This window comes from Halalkalibacter okhensis (assembly GCF_000787375.1).
In the GTDB taxonomy this organism is placed as follows: domain Bacteria; phylum Bacillota; class Bacilli; order Bacillales; family Bacillaceae_D; genus Halalkalibacter; species Halalkalibacter okhensis.
The window spans coordinates 56,497-74,901 of the sequence record NZ_JRJU01000002.1 but is presented as its reverse complement, the minus strand read 5'-3'; the positions used below and the strand labels follow the sequence as shown (position 1 = coordinate 74,901).

Sequence of the window (18,405 nt, the reverse complement as noted above, 5' to 3'; positions counted from 1 at the left end):
TTTGTTTATAAGGGGTTTCACAATTGTTTATCCTCTTGTCGTCACTTTTATAAATAGTTTTTTCGATATCAATATGTTTAGTCGGGCTGAACCTGTATTTATTGGTTTACAAAACTTCGTTGATATTTTTTCAGATCCAAAAGTAAAAGCATCGATCAATTTTACACTTATCTTTACGGTTACTTCGATGGTATTTCATGTAATTTTAGGCATTTTTTTAGCTATGTTACTTAATATAAAGTTCAAAGGAAAAAAACTATTAAGGACAATTACTCTTATTCCCTGGGCTATGCCGATGGTTGTTACAGGAATGGCTGCAAAGTGGGCGTTTAACGACGATTATGGACTAATAAATGATTTTATTAGAAGGTTTAATCCTGAATTCCATTTTGACTGGTTAATCTATCCTTGGTCAGCACAATTAGCCGTAATTCTTGTTGACTTATGGAAGGATATACCTTTCTTTGCATTTTTAGTGTTGGCTGGTTTGCAATTTATTCCTGATGAAGTATATGAGTCAGCCAAAATAGATGGAGCAGGAGCGGTAAGTACTTTTTTCAAAATCACTTTACCTTTAATTACTCCAACATTGTTAACTTTATGTATCTTTTTTACGATGTGGCGTATAACCATGTACGACCTAGTTTATGCAATGACGTCAGGGGGACCAGGTGATTCGACCAGTTTACTAGCATATCGAATAGCTATTGAAGCATTTACAAATCTTAACATTGGTTATGCATCAGCACTTGCTCTTTTATTATTCTTTATGATGGTTGCATTTAGTATTGTAAATCTATTATTAATTAAGAGATTTCAGTATTAGGTAAGGGGGGAAAGTACGATGCAAACTCACAGAGTAGCAAGGTTTATTACAAGATGGACGTTAACATTAATTATATCTTTCATTGTTTTATTTCCATTATATTGGATCTTTATTTCTTCCGTTACACCAAAGAATCAACTATTCTCAACACCAATTAATTATTTTCCGAGTAATGCAACAATTCAAAACTACTTGAACCTATTTGTAGAGTTACAGATGGGTGAAATGATATTCAATACGCTTGTGATTACCATTTTATCATTAATAGCAACGATTATTTTAGGAACTATGGCAGCTTATGCATTTGCTAGATATGAATATTTTAAAAGTGTATCTTGGTCGTTTAGACTTTTATTATTTTCCGCGCTGATTCCACCAGTTATAACTGCAAGGCCACTTTATGACTTTATGAGATCAGTGAACTTAGTTGATACGTACCTTGGTCTCACTATTTTATATACAAGTTTATTGCTTCCGTTTTCCGTTTTGATTTTGTACAATTTCGTGAAGCAAATTCCAATGTCAATGGAAGAAGCGGCATACCTTGATGGGGCAAATTTCTTTCAAGTTTTATTTAAGATTTACTTTCCACTGATGAAACCGGCAATTGCTACGATTTCAATAATTAATTTTATATTAGCTCTTAATGAATTTTTTACTCCGTTATTCTTTAGTCAGAACATCCGGGTATTAAGTGTAGGTATTACTACAGTGCCAAGAGAAAGTAGCTTTCAAGTTCCATGGGATTTAATCAGTGCAATGGGTTGGTTTATTATCTTCCCAGTAATTCTCTTCGTATTAATTTTTGAGAAAAATATAATGGAAGGAATTACGCAAGGTGGAGTGAAACAATAATTAGAATTTTTGGAGGTTATATTATGAATAATCTTTACCTTAAAAAAGACGGAAAGTCGAAAAGAGTTTCAAGTTGGGATCAAACTGGTAAAAATAGTGATAGAGTAATTATTCCAGCAGGCACTAGTTTTGTAATAGCTGATATTGAAGGTTCAGGGATTATTAAACATATTTGGATGACAATCGCATCAGAAGAAAAGTATTATTTTCGAAAGGTATTATTAAAAGCTTATTGGGATCATGAGAGTGAGCCTAGTATTGATTCACCAATTGGTGATTTCTTTGGAGTAGGTCATGGTGTTGCTTGTCACTATGTGTCAGCCCCTTTAAATATGATCACGACTCAGGGAGTAATTGAAGATAAGGCAGCATTGAATAGCTTTTTTGAGATGCCTTTTCAAAAGGCAGCTAGAATGCAAGTGGTAAATGAAGGGGATAAAGACATTATTCTTTACTTTTACGTAGATTATGTGGAATGTCCTGTTTCAGAGGATAGTTATTACTTTCATGCTTCATGGAGAAGAGAAAATCCTACCAAGGGATTGGTAGACTTAGAAGCTTTAAGACTAGAACATGATAAACAGAATGATCCTCATTTTGCAAGTAGGAAAGTATATGAAATCGCCAATTTAACAGGCGAAGAAAATTACGTCATCCTTGATGCTGAAGGGGAAGGACATTATGTTGGATGTAATTTAAGTATTGATCATTTGAACCCTATGCCAGGTTTTAGTTGGCCAGGTGAAGGTGATGACATGTTTTTTATTGATGGTGAACCTTGGCCACCTCGATTGCATGGTACTGGAACGGAGGATTACTTCTGTGCTGCTTGGGGTTACCCTTCAGGAAAATATGATAGTCCATATCATGGAATCTCTCTTTATGCCCCATTACGTAGTCATGGAGACACTTGGAAGGATGAAAATACGATTTCATTTAACGATTATTCAGGTAAAATCACACAATATCGTTTCCACATCGTTGACCCAATTATTTTTGATAAGTCACTATTGTTCAGTATTGAACATGGCCATGGAAACTCTCAATCAAATGATTATTCGTCGGTTGCTTATTGGTATCAACGCGAACCACATAAAAAGTTTCCAGAAATGTTACCAGTAACTAAAAGATTACCAATATCAGAACGTGAAAGTGTGAGACAGTTTTATCGGTCGTTATAGAAGTCAAAAGCTCTAGATATAACTGAAAAGTAGAACTATGTAGAAGCAAGGGGACGGATCGAGACCGGTGAAAAAGTCGATAAATAATTCTTTTATTCTCTGAATTAGGAATTAGTATCATAAATTAATTAATCCTTCCGATTAAAACAGAAAAAAACCTCCGAAATGGTATAATAAGTGTGACCAAACACCAACCATTAGGAGGTTTTTCTTATGCTTCGACAAGAGCCAATGCAATTAAGTTTTCACTCTGTATTATACAATAAAATTCCTGAGAATCATATGCTTAAGAAAATTTCAAAAGTAGTAGATTTCAGCTTTATCAATCGGTTATTAGAAGATACATATTGTAAAGAATTCGGACGCCCCGCTAAGGAACCAGAATTAATGTGTAAGCTTCTTTTCCTTCAATATTTATATGATTTATCAGACGAAAAAGTTAGGGAAGAAGCAAGCTTCAACCTTACTTTTATGTACTTTCTTGGCATCAACCCCGAAGACACTCTTCCTAATAAAAGTCTTCTATCAAAATTTAGAACACAACGTTTAGGAGAATCTACTTTAGATGAAATTATCATAGAAATAGTAAAACAATGTGTTGAGAAAGGTATTCTTAAAGGGAAAAGTGTGAGTATAGACGCAACTCATATTGAAGCTAATACAAAGAAGAAAACTCCTGAGAGGTTAATGAAACACCTTGCGCGAGGAATTATTCAATCATATACAGAAGAAACTGGACAAGAGTTAGAGAATATACCTACAGTACCAGAGTACCAAGAAATTAAAGATCACCGCGAAGCGAAAAAGGTTATGAAAAACTATTTAGAAACAGTCATAGATGAAGCAGAAAAACAGTCTGACAATAAAGATGATAATACTCATAAAGCAGTCGCAAAAGCTAAACAAGTTTTAGAGGATCCGAAGTTTATAAACCAAAAAGGAATACGTTCCATTATAGATGAGGATGCTAGAGTTGGACGCAAAAGTAAATCGCAAGATTTCTTTGGATTTAAAACGGAATTTGTCATGACAACTGATGAACGCATTATTACTTCTGTTAGAACTGCTAGTGGTTCCTATATGGATGGAAACTATGCTAAGGAAATGCTTGCAGAAACAAATAAGACCGGAATTAAGGTTGACGAAGTCTATGGTGATAAGGCTTATTTTAGGAAGTCTATATTAGATGATATAAAAGAGACAGAAGCAAAAGCTTTTATACCAGTTAGTTCGTTAGTGTATAGAATAGATGAAAGTCAGTATACATATAACAAAGATTCAGATGAGTGGCAATGCATTCAAGGAAACACCACTGTGGACAAGAAATATTATAAATCTAATCGTAAGGATGGTGTAAGAGAAGGTTATAAATATTATTTTGAACTAAAACAATGTAAGGAATGTCCACTAAGGGACGAGTGTACCCAAAAAAGGGCTAGAAGAATCCTTACAGTAGGCAAAAATACAACAGAGTTTTATGAAATTTCTCAGTATCAAAAAACCGAGGAGTTTCTAGAAAAGTATAAAAAAAGAGCTTCTATTGAAGGGAAGAATGCGGAGCTCAAAAGGTTTCATGGCCTATCTCGTGCTAGGGGGTATGGTCTATTAAGTGTGTCTAAACAATCTAAATTGACTGCAATAGCGGTCAATATAAAAAGAATAGCAGCGATGGTATCTTAAGAGAAAGGAGAAAACCGTAAGGTTTTCCCCCTTCAGAGTTAGAATCACTAAAAAACTCATTGGATTTTAAGTTTTGAACTTAAATTTTGCACTGAATGAGAAATTGGCTAATTATAAACGGTACTTTTTCACCGGTCTCGGACGGATCTCTTGCTTCTTTTGTTTCGCTTATAGAAGGAAGCGCGAGAAGAACGAAATCGCTCAGCGATGGCAAGAGCCTAACCATCCCTTGAAAAAGTATAAAAAAAAGAAAAGTATGCTCTTTTTATGGTATTGTTTTAATCGCCAAACCAAAACAAAACCAATAAAAGAAAGGCATACTTTTTCTAATGGAAATTATAACATGGACACAACCAAAGATTCACCTGTTTTTATTTTACATAATACGTGCTCCTCCTCCTTTATTTTTGGATTAAATTAGATTGCAAAACAATTAACCAATTCATTAATGGAGGAACTTTTTATGGAGCATTATAAAGAAATTATAGATTTGTATTTTGAACTAAAAAATTCACCAGAGTCTACTAGAGAGTCGTATTGGCGACGGATGAAGTTTTTTTTAACCTATATGGAACGTAACCTTCCTGTTGAAGAGATGACCTTAGAAAATGTTCAACAATTTATTCTCTACCTTAAAAGAGAACGTGGTCTCTCTGCAGGAACGATTAATAATTATATCTCAAGCGTTAGATTCTTCTATACCTATGCCTTAGAAAAAGAATGGAACATCAAAAAGGTACCAAGGATGAAACGTAAAACCAAAATTCCTGTCATCCCTCCGAAAGAAGATGTACTGACTCTTTTAAACGCAACAGACAACTTGAAGCATAAAGCTATCTTAACCTTACTTTATAGCAGTGGTTTGCGAGTTAGTGAAGTGGCCAAATTAAAAATTGGAGATATCTGTAGTAAAAGCATGCGTATTCGAGTGGAAGAAGCAAAACACAGTACGGATCGATATACCATTTTATCAGATACTGCGCTTCTAGTTCTAAGGAGTTACTTTAAAACTTATTTCTCGAATACTGCTTACACCCGAGATGACTGGCTGTTTCCAGGCCAAAGCAAAGAAAATCATATTAATGTAAAGACGATCAAGAACACCGTTCTTAAGCTGAGAGAGAAATTAGAGATGGACTCAAGAATCTCAGCCCACACCTTGAGACATTGTTTTTCCACACATGCATTAGAAGATGGCATTGAACTAATCTATATCCAGCAAATGTTAGGTCACAAAAGGCTTGAAACCACATCCAAGTATCTACACATGACATCGAAAGGGATGATGGGAATAAAAAGTCCTTTGGACTCTCAAGGAAGCTCAAAAGCATGAGTGCCATCCAAAACATATTTCGCGGGTATTTCACGGAGTATCTAGATACTTATCGGCCGACCTATCAACAAACGAAAGCTGCAGAAAATATTATTTATTGTAAAACGAAGGAATTAGGTCAACACACCTATGACTGTGATGGATGCGGACACTCTGTTGTCAGGTATCACTCCTGCCGCAATCGTCATTGTCCGACTTGCCAAGGAGTGACGAAGGAAGTTTGGATTGATAAAAGAAATAAAGATGTTCTCAATGCCCCTTATTTCCACGTAGTATTTACGATGCCTAAGCAATTGCATAGAATCATTTATCATAATCAAAGATTGCTTTATGATCTAATGTACAAAGCCGTTGCCGAAACCTTAACAGAGCTAGCAGCTGATAAAAAGTATTTAGGGGCACAAATTGGCTTTTTCTCTGTTCTTCATACCTGGGGACAGAACTTATACTATCATCCCCACATTCATACTGTTGTGTTAGCCGGGGGATTAACTAAAGATAATAAGTGGCGAAAAATGAGTAAAAAGTTCTTTATTCCTGTTAAAGTACTTTCCAAAAAATTTCGAGGAAAGTATCTGTATTACTTAAAGGAATACTATAAACAAAATCGCCTTATATTTCTAAATGATACACAACACTATAACGATGCCAACGAGTTTAGAAAGCTAGTAAATGAGTGTTATAGCCTTGATTGGTACAGTTATACCAAGAAAACATTCCAAGGTCCTTTAGCTGTGATGAAATATCTTGGTCGCTATACCCATCGTATTGCGATCTCCAATCAGAGGATAAAATCCGTAGATGTAGCAAATAGTACCGTCACCCTTGGTGTAAAAGATTATAAGAACAACAATCAAAAAACAACAGTGACAATGGAAAGCCTTGAATTTATAAGACGATTCTTAATGCATGTCCTCCCGAAGGGATTTGTGAAAATTAGACATTACGGAATTTTAGCAAATAGAAATCGAAAAACAAAGTTGAGTCTGTGTAGAAAACTTACAAGAAGTCCACACTATGAATCTAAGTTTGAAGGTCTAAATACAACAGAAGTCCTTTCGATTCTTTTAGGAAAAGATATGACACAATGTCCAGCTTGTAAAAAAGCACATCTAAAGAAAAGACAAGAGGATTCCTCTTGATTAAGTCTGAATTAAATATAGGTTTAAAAAAAGCCTCTTCAGTGGGGAGGGGGTAGCTCTATCCAAACCCAACTATTTAGAGAGGGGATCATTCAAATAAGTGACTACATAAGAACAAATACAAAGACCAAGAGAAGGATCAAAAGATTGAATCCCCAAGGGATGGAGTGCGGAGTATCGCGACTTCATTCTTCTGGGGCAATCAAAAATTTTGCGTATAATTGTAAGTATATAGATAGATGAAGGCACAACGAGCAGATAAAATCCGCTAGTTGTGCCTTCTTTCGCGCAAAACTTCCGATTGTCCCCTGTTAGAACCGTCCCCTTGCGCCCATAAAAAAGTAATGAATTAAAATTAAATTGTAAATAATAGGATGCGAAAAATTAATGTGTTAGAATTAATATAAATATAAGGGTATACGTTTTAATGAAAGGAGTTGAAAAGTGTGTCAGATACGAAGTTTTTATTCGAATTCCTTGAGCCTTTGAATCAAGAGGCTTCACAAAATGGTCTTAAACTTGAGAAATTAATATATGAGGATCCACAATCTGCATGCTTTAATGGACGTCTTGTTTTAGAGTCCATTGTTGATGATGTTATTAGAAAAGAAAGAATAGATGATGTTTTTTTAAACAAATTATATGAAAAAATAATATACCTTGATCGGCAGGGAATCCTCACCAGAGAAGTGAAACAGAACATGGATACTGTGAGGAGTATTGGAAACCAAGCAGCCCATAAAGCAAGTTTTGATGACATAGAAGATGCAATAAAAGTGTTTAAAGGTATATATCGTGTCGCGGTTTGGTACATAGAGGTTTATTCAGATCAGACGATTGAGGTTCCAAAGTATCGAAATCCAAATCCACCAAACCTTACCCCAAATACAGCTAAGGTAGATCAGGATTTAATTAATCAAATTTTAACTGCAATTCACGGGACTGGTGGGGCACAACCTAAAGAACCTGTCCTTACGCGCCCTACAGAAACAGAGATTGAAACTGAAAATGTAGACAAAGTTTCTAAAAATGAAGAATCAACTGGTGAAACCCTGGATGTATTAGAAATTGTTCTGCCTGAAGGTAAGAGTTACCTACTCAAAGAGCTCAAGAAGCTTCAGGAATCATCTCAAGAAGCAGTAGAGAGCCCTGAAGCGTTTAGTAAATTTAAAAAGTATATGCATGTGGAGAGAAAAATTCAAAAAGATTTAGAATCCATATTAGAGGAACAGTCTAATAAGAATGGCCCATCATTAGTACTTTTATGTGGAAGTGTTGGAGACGGTAAGTCCCATTTACTTTCCTATATCAAACAGAATAAACCAGAGCTTATTGAAGGTTACCGTCTATATAATGATGCTACAGAAAGTTTCAACCCAGAAAAGAGTGCAATTGAGACACTTTCCGAACATCTTACGGCTTTTTCTGATGATGAAATTGAGAGCAGTAGTGACCGGATTATACTCGCTATCAATTTAGGAGTATTGAATAATTTTATTGAATCTGAACACAAAGAAAGATCTTTTAATAAACTAAAAGAATTTATTTATAGAAGTGATATTTTTGGCCATTCAGTTACAACTAAGTACAGTGATGAGGAGTTCCACATTCTCAGTTTCAGTGATTATCAATCATTTGAATTAACAGAAGAAGTTCCTACATCAGAATTCTTGTCTGCTGTTTTTAAGAAAGTATTCAATGAGAATTGTGAAAATCCTTTCTATCTAGCTTACAAGCAGGATGAAGAACGAAAAATGAACAGGGTAATCCATGAAAACTTCCGATTTATGATGAATGAGACCGTACAATATCATGTTATACAGCTTATCATTCAGACAATTGTTGAGAATAAACTTGTGATCTCTGCAAGGGCTTTATTCAATTTCATCGCTGACTGTATCATCCCTGAAGGATACAGAGAGACAAATGATATTGAATGGAATCCTATGCAAAAGCTAAATAATACAACTCCGAATTTACTCTTCACACGTAAAGAACGCTCATATATTTTAAAAGTAATGAGTGAACTTGACCCAGTGAATAGAAGGGTACCAGAGACTGACCAAATTCTTATAGATTTAAATACAATTCAAGATTGGGGTTCAATTGTCGACGACTTGATAGATGAAAAAATAGCCGATAAATGGCTTAAAAAGTTTATTCATCTTCATGAAGACCTTCGGGAAAGAGGAGAAACTTTTACCAGTTCCTCAGAAGAGGAATTCTCAAGCATGCTGATTAGATCCGGCTTTTTAACTTCAACTGAATTAAACCATAAAATCACGCCTAAATCTTATAAACATTATTTGCATTATCTTTACCACTTTAATAAAAAGACTCAAGAGCCTATTCAGGATTTTTATAATCAAGTAAAAGAAGCCGTATTTAGATGGAAAGGCAGCCCTAAAAGAAACTATATATACTTAGGGGAAGGTGGAGAGAAATTTAAAGTTGCACAGGCTCTTCCTCTCAGAGCCAGTATTAATCACATTCAGGAAAGACATGAAGATACATTGTACAGCTTTAAGCAGACGATTACTCTCGCATACCATGGTGGCAATGTTAAGGATGCTACGTATTTAGATGTTGATTTTACACTTTATAAATTATTATTAAATGTTATCAGCGGATATTGTCCAAATAAAAAAGATGAGGAAGACGCAATTCAGTTTGTTGAGTTTATTGATCGCGTAATGAAGTTCGGTAACCACAAAGAAGAATTGCTTATTCATATACCAGGTGAGAAAAAAATGTACAAATTATCTAAAAATGATTTTAGTGGGTATGTGTTCGAAAGGGAGTAAAACTGTATGGATTATAGACTAGATATAGATACACTTAAAGAACTAATAAAAAACCAACATAAAACAGGTGAAATCAATTCCGTCCTTCCTTTCGCTGCTAACGAAGCAAAGATACTATTAAAGGGTGAATTTAAAACTGTGCTTGGAGAATTTACAAGGCAGGTTTCAAAACAAGCCCTAGAAAATGAAAATGACCCTTTATTAATTAAGGAACCAACAGCAAGTTATGGAGGAGATGAAGGGTCAATAATAAAAAAGATGACATCGAATGTTAAGTTTCAGTCAGAGGATGACAGACATGATCTTGAAAGGCTGTTGCAAACACTACTTTTTACAAATGAAAAGGATATAAAAGCTATAAAAGCTATTCATCCTCATATCTTTATGTACTATCCTTTGTCTGAGAAAAAGAAAGGCAACTTAGAGAAAAAGGTGGGTACTTTTTTAAAGGACGTCCTTGTAGGCGATAATGCAAGTGAAGTATCCGCTGTATTTAACAAGGATGAAAGTGAAGATATTCTTGTCTCACTAATATTAGACCATCTAAATTTTTTAAAGGAAGCTAATCAAAAGAAATATTACCAGGCACTGCTACCAAGTGTGAAGAATCTATTTATGAAGGATTTCTTATTAATAAGTAAACATAAAGATTTCTTTATTGATCATTTACAAACATTATTGAACCATTATTACTTCGTATACGTATCACAATTAGCTTTCAAGTTTAATTTATTTAATAATGCAGACTATTCCGTGGTTAACCCTTTATACTACACACTTGAATGGGAAAGCTTAAATAAGAGAAGGAAAGCATTTTCTGACCCGTTAAGTTTCAAAGGATTACGGGACCGTGCTGAACATGTATTTCCTCACATGTATACACAGGCATATTACAGCCATATCATGGTAAATAAGGATAAAAAGTTCATGACTTACTCTGAACTAGATGAGTTACTAAATTCTTGTTCAGAAGAAGAGAGAAAAAAATTTATTCATGATGCGAATATATGGATTAAGTATTATGCAGACACTAAAGAAATACCTTTAACTCATATAGCAGAGACACACAGTGAAGCGTTTACTATGCTTTACCAACTATTAAAAAAAGGCATGAGTTCGGAAGTGTGTAAAAATTATGGAAGACTAATTGAAGATGCTGCTTCTGGCGAGTTTTTAAAATTTCGGGGTAGTCTGGGTTATACTTTGAATATTAACCAGGATTTCCTCTTGATGATAACTGCACTAGCAGTTGGTGAAGAAAGAATTCTTTTAAAACAGCTTTTTGAGGAATTTAATAAGCGTGGTATTACATTGGACCTTAATTCACAAAAAGAAGTAGTCGAGCTTCTTGATAATTTAAACTTTATCGAAAAGAAAAGTGATAGTGGTGATGCTCAATATGTCAAACCAATTTTATAAATACGTATCAGAGTTGTTAATCGGGTTCTTTAAAGAAGAAGGGATTAATCCTGGAGACAGGTATTTTATACAGCTCGAACAAAAAGAAGAATTAAAAGCTCTGATTGACAGTTTACAGACGGTGAATGGTGTGAAGAAGTTTACATATCAGCATGAATTTGGCGCAGTTTATGAAACATTTGCAGTGACAGTTAATAATGTAGATTTAGTTGTAGCTTCAACTGCTGAAAATGTTACTCCAGATTTTCTTGTTACACTGAGAAACGAAGTAGGTGACCAGAAAGGTGATTGGGAAGGCACAGCCCTTATTAGTTTAGTTTCAGAACAGCTTGACAGTATTCAGGGAGGAAGTAGCGACCTGCAAAAAGAGGGTATGCCGCTTCACCCACAATCTCTTTTTAACAACCTACGTTCTGATATTGAAAACAGTGAACTAAAAAAAGTAGATCAGACGATTTTGTTTGAAAACTTGGAAAGACTTATGGAAGAACAGGTTATTAATCAGGTTGCACTCCTTGATTTTGAAGAAATCTTTTCTGTACTATCAAAAGGTTCTATTAAGGATAATGATTATCAGAAATTTGGTCTGTTCAAAGATTATGATCTTCATACTTATACAGGGAAGAAATTGAAAAACAGATTAAAAGAAAATCATGAGCTTTTTGAATATGTACAAAGAGTACATGATTTTGGAACAGCAGAACAGGATCTTGAGAAGAAGTTTTCTCAAAATGGTGTTAGTGAATTAAAGAAAGACAATTGGGTAGAGACTCCTTTTACTAAAGTATATAATTACGCCGAAGAAAAGGAAGATGAGAATAAAAATGCTAAGGTTAAACTGGAAGATCTTAAAATTCCTAATATGCAATATTGGGATCGGCCTCTCAGAGAAAACTCAACAGGATATCGAAAGAGACAAATCATTATTTTTAATAATGAAAAGAAAGATGAGTTTACTTTAAGTGCAAAGTTTGAAATCTCTGGTAAAACAATTAAGAACCTTGATAATGAATTTATAAGTATACCGAATTACTCTAAAAGCAATGTGGCAGCTTCGGCAGGGAGGAAAAATCTTACTATAACTATTAGGCCTGATCATAAAAAACCTACTTTTTCAAGAGTTTCTTATAAACATGAAAAAAAATCCTCATTAGGCTGTGAATTTCATATAGTAGTGGTACCTTTCGGTCCTGAGTATTTAGGGGATATTAAAACTAAATATGTTGTGAATGTAAAAGATGCTCGTTTAGAATTGAACTCGGAGGTAGAAGAATTAAAATTGGGTTTTGGCAAGGAGGACCGTACACATGAAATAACCACTAATAATTCGACACTCACACTTGATGAAAATGAAGCAGTAACCATCCAGCCACAAGCAGATGCTTTTAATGAAAAGGATCAATTAATTATAAATTTAATAATTACACAGGTTATATTGCCAATCTTACTAAAGAATGAACTGCCAGAAACGACCCCAATTAGAGCTGTAAGAATCTGGCGTATGAAGCGTGAGCTACAAGACAATTTTCAGCTCATTCAAAGTAACCGTCTGGTGATTGGAAACCGGGAATTTTATACACATGCTGAATATACTGCTTTTTTTGCCTGGGAAAAAGAGTGGGTTAATAAAGATTTAATGGCTGCACGTGTGGATGCAGATGAACTTAGTGAAGTTGAATTAACAATTAATGAGGATCTAAAAGAAGCATTCAGCAGATTCAGGAACTATTTTACAAGTAAAGGTTTGATACCGAGCCTCTGTTACGTAAGTGACGATATGAAGACTATTGCGGTTGAATATATTCAAACATTTATTAATGAGATTAGAAGATTGAAAAACGAACCTCATTCATGGAAAGCTAGGACAGATCTTATGCTTCTTGGCACTCAAAAAACTGCAGATGGAATCTATTTCACACCATTCCATCCACTTGTTATAGCATATCAATTGAAAGTCAATGATATGCTTGGAAAAGAAGAGGTAGATCAAAGTATATTAAACAGATTAAATCCTGATGCATTGGTTCCATATATTTACGATAACAACGGGGACTTATTTAAGCCTGACTCCGATCAGCCGATAAAAGAATGGGTCAAATTTAAAACAGTAAATGAAGTTACGGTAGCTGATGCTTCAACTTATCTTGCAAGAGTAACAGAAGATAAATTGAAGCAGTTTGAAGAACACTTTAGCTACTTATTTGCAGAAAAATCCAAAGCATCATTTAAAGTGAATGTTGTTAATATCAGTAATGACCGTGAAGTATTAAGAGGTATATTACTCTGGATAGTCAACAGAATTGAAAGAAAAGGAGCAGAATCTTTAAAACCAATAGAAGTTTCGCTCTACTTAAAAAACTCGGAAAGTTCCTTCGATATATTTTCTAGACTCAAGGATCCTGAAAAAGTCAGTGAATACTTTAATGTAAGATTGAGTTCCAAAAAGTATGATGAACATGATTTATTACGTTTTATCAGAGAATCTTTATTTTACTATAAGCATAGTCTTGACGAACCTTACCGTTATGCACATGTTTCTTTCTATAAAATGCAGAGCCAGGAAGACGATGCCCTTCAGCATATGGATGAAATGGCAACAGGAATTTCCCTTAACGGCCTAGTAGCTTCAGTGCCATCCATGAAAGTTGACGACCATTACAGAAATGGTTTTGGTACAAAAGCTTATGATTTTGAACATGGAGATATATTGCTTGACACAACATACTATACTAATGAATTGGCTGCAAATGTAAGAAATAAAGGTAATGATACTTACCGACCTGAAGAATCAATTTCATCAAGAACTACCACAGATGATGAAGAAACATTGAATAAGATCTTTGCTTCTTCATACTGGGTCACTTTTGTGGACCCAAGCGTAGATTTGGCATTTTTTCAGGAGTATAATAGAAATCTTGTAGTAATTCATTACAGTGACCAGTATTCTTCTTCAAGCAGATACGATGCAATCACTGTAACAGATAAATCAAGGCAGTATAATACAGCTATTAAGGAATACTTAATGAATGCAGATTTTGATCTTGTGGTAACGGAAGAAGATGTTGTTTCTACTATCAAGGCGTTCAATGCCTTTAATGGAGAGTGGCTGTTAAGAATTATCGGTAGCAAAGGACACTTTTCCCGTGAGAAGCTAAGTATTATTTCAGCAATAAAAAATACTCTGGCTTACTTTGATCACAAAGATATTTTGTGGGTACCTATTTCATTAGAAGAAATATTGCGAGTTGCTGGTGCAGTTGGCTTAGATAGGAAAAATGGCATTTTTACAGCAAAAAATTTAGGGATTTCAGGCGCACATAGTGATGATTTACTATTAATCGGACTTGAAACAGCGAGTGATGGCATTAAAGTTCATTTTTATCCTATTGAGGTGAAGATTGGAATCAATAATTCTCAAGTGATTGAAAAGGCTAAAAAGCAAGTTGATCAAACTAAAAAGTTATTTGATGAAGAGTTACGAAAGTATAACGACGACGGTAAAGTTATATTTACTAATCAGTTTTACAGAAACTTTTTTGTTCAACTCACTATTGCTAATGCAAGCAAGATTTATCAAAGTGGATTATGGCCTGAAAAAGAATATAATATAGCTGATAGCGTAAAAGCAAAGCTTCTAAAAGACGATTACGAGATTACTGATGATTTAGCAGAATTTATTGGTAGGGGAGCAATAGTTTCCTTTGAAAAAGACCGTTATGTAAAAAAGTCTGAAGTAGAAGACGACGTAACAATACTTTATCTTGCAGAAGAAGATGGATACAGAGGGATAATTGACTCAGTACAGTTATTAACTGAAAGAATGATTGAAGGTAAAACAGACTTTAGACAAGAAATATTAATAGGGAATGTATATAAGGTTGAAGACACTGCGAATAAGAATGCTAATAGGGGAGTTGGTACTGGTAAGGAAGAGTATCCAGCAGGGGCAACATCTCTTAATAATGATTCTACAAGATTTGTGCCGCCTGGCCATACAGGTGAGCAAGAACCACCCACAGCTCTAGTTGAACCAACAAATAAAAAGGTTGCTCTTGAAGACGTACGTATCCTAATTGGAGAGGTGGAAAACTCTAATAAAGAAGTATATTGGGAGTTCGGCCATCCTCAATTAGCTAACCGACACTTACTAATTTCCGGTAAGTCAGGCCAGGGGAAGACGTATTTCATGCAGTGTCTTCTGTTGGAGCAGGCGAAGCAGGGTATTTCAAATATTATTGTAGACTATACTGAAGGATTCCTACCTAACCAATTAGAACCGGAGTTTGTTGATTATTTAGGAGATAAGTTAATCCAGAAAATAGTATATAATGAGCAATTGCCAATAAACCCATTTAGGAAGAACACTCGGAATATCGGTGGGTTGGAAATTGCCGAAAATGATACTGATATAGCTGAGAGAATTAAAAGTGTATTTGGTGCAGTATATTCCACACTCGGTATCCAACAGCTAAACGCTATTTATGAAGCAACTCAAAACGGTATCAGAAAATATGAAGATGAAATGTCGTTAAAGTTGCTTGCTTCTGAGCTTGAAGAGCTAGGGAGTACATATGCCACGTCGGCATTGTCACAGATTAGGCCATTAATTGATAGAAATCCTTTTAATGCACAAGATTTTGCGACAATTGACTGGGAGCAAATTATTAATAGTGAAGGCCAAGTGTACGTTATTCAGTTAACGGGTTATCCTAGAGATGTTCAGCTGATAATAACTGAATTTATTTTGTGGGATCTATGGAATCATTCTGTAAGACATGGAAGCAAAAATAAACCTCTACCAGTTATTCTTGATGAAGCACAAAACCTGGATCACCGTGAATTTTCACCTTCAGCGAGAATACTAACAGAGGGCAGAAAATTTGGTTGGTCTGCGTGGTATGCAACTCAATTCTTAAGGTCTCAGTTAGAATCTGCAGAATTAGCTAGACTGCAGAATTCTTCCCAGAAGGTATATTTCGCTCCACCAGAGCAGGAAGTATCTACTATAGCTCATAGCATAGCGCAGGACAAAACGGAAAGGGGCTATTGGGAGAAAAAACTCTCATCATTGAGGAAAGGACAGTGTATTGTCCATGGTCCACTGGAACATAATGGTGAACTTACTAAACCAAATGTGAATGTTGTAAATATAAGCCCTCTTGGAAAACGAATTAATAGGTCCTAAGTCAAATGTTGGGGTTGGCCGACGATGAGTCTGCCGACCTCACCCAATTCCTTTTCCAATATTCTTGAATTAATGATGAAGGAGAATTCGACTTCTGGAAACGATCGTACCGTCTAAAGCCAAACCCATTTCGTTTCATCACTTTCGTACTGTTATTAATTCCTTCTAAAAATCCATTGGAGTAATTGAAGGCAAAACTATTCAGAATCTATTTTTGCCAATTCTGAAATATCTTCTTGGTTTGAAGAAACTCTTTAAATTCTTCTTTCTCAACTCGTTGATAGAATAGCTCCTTTTGATAGGTCATTGAGGTTTTTCCGTGCATCTTCGCAAGTTCAAACCATTAACAGAAGTCCTCTTTCAATTCATAAGCTCGTTTTAATTCCTCTGACATGTCCAAGTATCGCTCAAAATAGCAACGATCTTTTTCCGTCAACTTCTTATTATTCTTGTGAAAAACATATCTCATCCGTTTGCACTTTTTGCGATAATAATCTGTAAAAGTGTATTGGACCGACGCCGTACACGATCTTGCGCCCAATAGAAGTGGAAGAACTACTGCGATGGACGAGTACAAAAGTGACACGGACGAGGGCAAGTTTCAAATTATTATTGCAATGGTGTAACCAAGAAGCCTATTGATATCCTTCCTAACTGGTCATTAAAAACAATTAAGGAATACTTACGTCAACGAGGCGTAAACGTAGAAGTAGTTATTATGGACATGAGCCTTGTCTTTAAGTCAGCTGTCAAACAAACTTTGGGCAACCCTGTAATTGTAGTGGATCGCTTCCACTTTTGTCGTTACTTTCAATCGGATGGCTGTAATCACTTAGGTATCATCCTGCTTAAAGTTGTTTGAAGATATCTAATTCTTCCTTTTTAACCAAAGAAGAAAGGGAGAAACGAATGGTCGATCTTAGTCCATCAGCATGCAGACCAATGGCTTGTAATACGTGACTAGGTTTTGAAGAACTACAAGCCGAGCCTGTAGATAAAGCAACAACCCCAGCTAAATTCTTTATCAGCATTTCGTTGTTAATTCCTTTAAACTGAACACTGATAATTCCAGGGATTTTTTTTGTTTCATCGCTATTAAATACAATCACATCTCCAAATTTGGCTTTTAATATCATACGTAAATGGTTTTCTAAATCCAAAAGATATTCAACGTTCTGATCAAAGTTAGCAAAAGCTAATTGGGCTGCTTTTCCCATCCCGACTATATTATGAACTGGTAGTGTCCCGCTCCGATAATCATTTTCTTGTCCACCACCGTGGAGGAGAGGGGTAATTTTGGTTTTCAAATTATTACGATCTTTTTTTATTACAGCAACGCCAATACCTTTAGGTCCGTGAAACTTGTGAGCGGAGCATGAAAGAAAATGTAAGCCTTCTATTGTTGAGATGTCAGTAAACACTTTTCCCATAACTTGTGTAGCATCTGTATGAAAGAATACGTTTTGTTCAGCGCATAATTTGGCAATTTCTTCGATAGGCTGCAAAGAACCTATTTCATTGTTACCCCACATAATCGAAACCAATAGGGGAGGGGACTGTAACATAATTTCTTTTAGTTTGTCTAAATAGATTCGGCCATATGAGTCAACATCTAAGTAAGTGACAGTAAACCCTTTTTTTTCAAGATAGTGACATGTTTCAAGTACTGACGGATGTTCTACTTTTGAGGTAATAATATGTTGATTGTGCTCTCCGTAGTAATCAGCAATCCCTTTAATAATCATATTGTTACTCTCAGTTGCCCCGCTTGTAAATATGATCTCATCAGAATCACAACCGATTAATTTCGCTATATGTTCACGTGCTTCATTTACTGCATTCTTGGCATTAGTAGCTAAGGAATAGTACTTACTCGAAGGGTTTCCAAATTCTTCGAGTAAGTATGGAAGCATTGAGTCTTTAACTTCAGGTAGCATTTGCGTAGTAGCACTATTGTCTAGGTATAGCATTAAATCACCT

General features: G+C 35.2%; 9 protein-coding genes and 3 pseudogenes. 10 read left to right on the top strand and 2 right to left on the bottom strand.

Annotated elements, in window-relative coordinates; all coding sequences use genetic code 11:
* Positions 1-73 precede the first annotated feature (73 nt).
* From LQ50_RS02095 to dptH, 9 genes and pseudogenes are all read left to right on the top strand, one after another.
* Positions 74-826, top strand: a complete 753-nt coding sequence (locus tag LQ50_RS02095) for a carbohydrate ABC transporter permease (RefSeq protein ID WP_202595336.1) — start codon at positions 74-76, stop codon at positions 824-826.
* A gap of 18 nt (positions 827-844) precedes the next feature.
* Positions 845-1,681: a carbohydrate ABC transporter permease gene (locus LQ50_RS02090; protein WP_034625597.1), complete on the top strand. Its 837-nt coding sequence runs from the start codon at positions 845-847 to the stop codon at positions 1,679-1,681.
* Between the two features lie 23 nt (positions 1,682-1,704).
* On the top strand, positions 1,705-2,862 hold the full coding sequence (locus tag LQ50_RS02085; protein ID WP_034625595.1) for a glycoside hydrolase family 172 protein: 1,158 nt from the start codon (positions 1,705-1,707) through the stop codon (positions 2,860-2,862).
* 213 nt (positions 2,863-3,075) lie between these two features.
* Positions 3,076-4,539: pseudogene (locus LQ50_RS02080) on the top strand (IS1182 family transposase); the annotation flags it as partial.
* A gap of 466 nt (positions 4,540-5,005) precedes the next feature.
* A complete protein-coding gene (locus LQ50_RS02075; RefSeq protein ID WP_034625592.1) occupies positions 5,006-5,875 on the top strand; it encodes a tyrosine-type recombinase/integrase in 870 nt (289 codons plus the stop codon).
* Positions 5,872-7,017 carry an IS91 family transposase gene (locus LQ50_RS02070; protein ID WP_034625589.1) on the top strand — a complete coding sequence of 382 codons (1,146 nt, stop codon included), beginning with the start codon at positions 5,872-5,874 and terminating at the stop codon, positions 7,015-7,017. The genes LQ50_RS02075 and LQ50_RS02070 overlap by 4 nt, the downstream gene beginning before the upstream one ends.
* A gap of 446 nt (positions 7,018-7,463) precedes the next feature.
* A complete protein-coding gene (gene dptF, locus LQ50_RS02065) occupies positions 7,464-9,821 on the top strand; it encodes a DNA phosphorothioation-dependent restriction protein DptF (RefSeq protein ID WP_034625586.1) in 2,358 nt (785 codons plus the stop codon).
* 6 nt (positions 9,822-9,827) lie between these two features.
* Positions 9,828-11,240 (top strand): DNA phosphorothioation-dependent restriction protein DptG, encoded by a 1,413-nt coding sequence (gene dptG / locus LQ50_RS02060; protein ID WP_034625583.1) that lies wholly within the window; start codon positions 9,828-9,830, stop codon positions 11,238-11,240.
* Positions 11,221-16,425, top strand: coding sequence for a DNA phosphorothioation-dependent restriction protein DptH (gene dptH / locus LQ50_RS02055; RefSeq protein ID WP_034625581.1), 5,205 nt, complete (start codon positions 11,221-11,223; stop codon positions 16,423-16,425). The genes dptG and dptH overlap by 20 nt, the downstream gene beginning before the upstream one ends.
* Before the next feature lies 1 nt (position 16,426).
* Here the strand turns inward: dptH and LQ50_RS26480 are convergent.
* Positions 16,427-16,894, bottom strand: a pseudogene (locus LQ50_RS26480) (ISL3 family transposase).
* 91 nt (positions 16,895-16,985) lie between these two features.
* Between LQ50_RS26480 and LQ50_RS24790 the strand changes: the two are divergent.
* A pseudogene (locus tag LQ50_RS24790) lies at positions 16,986-17,233 on the top strand (transposase); the annotation flags it as partial.
* A gap of 40 nt (positions 17,234-17,273) precedes the next feature.
* Here LQ50_RS24790 and dndA read toward each other — a convergent pair.
* Positions 17,274-18,395, bottom strand: a complete 1,122-nt coding sequence (dndA, locus tag LQ50_RS02050) for a cysteine desulfurase DndA (RefSeq protein ID WP_034625578.1) — start codon at positions 18,393-18,395, stop codon at positions 17,274-17,276.
* Between the last annotated feature and the right edge of the window lie 10 nt (positions 18,396-18,405).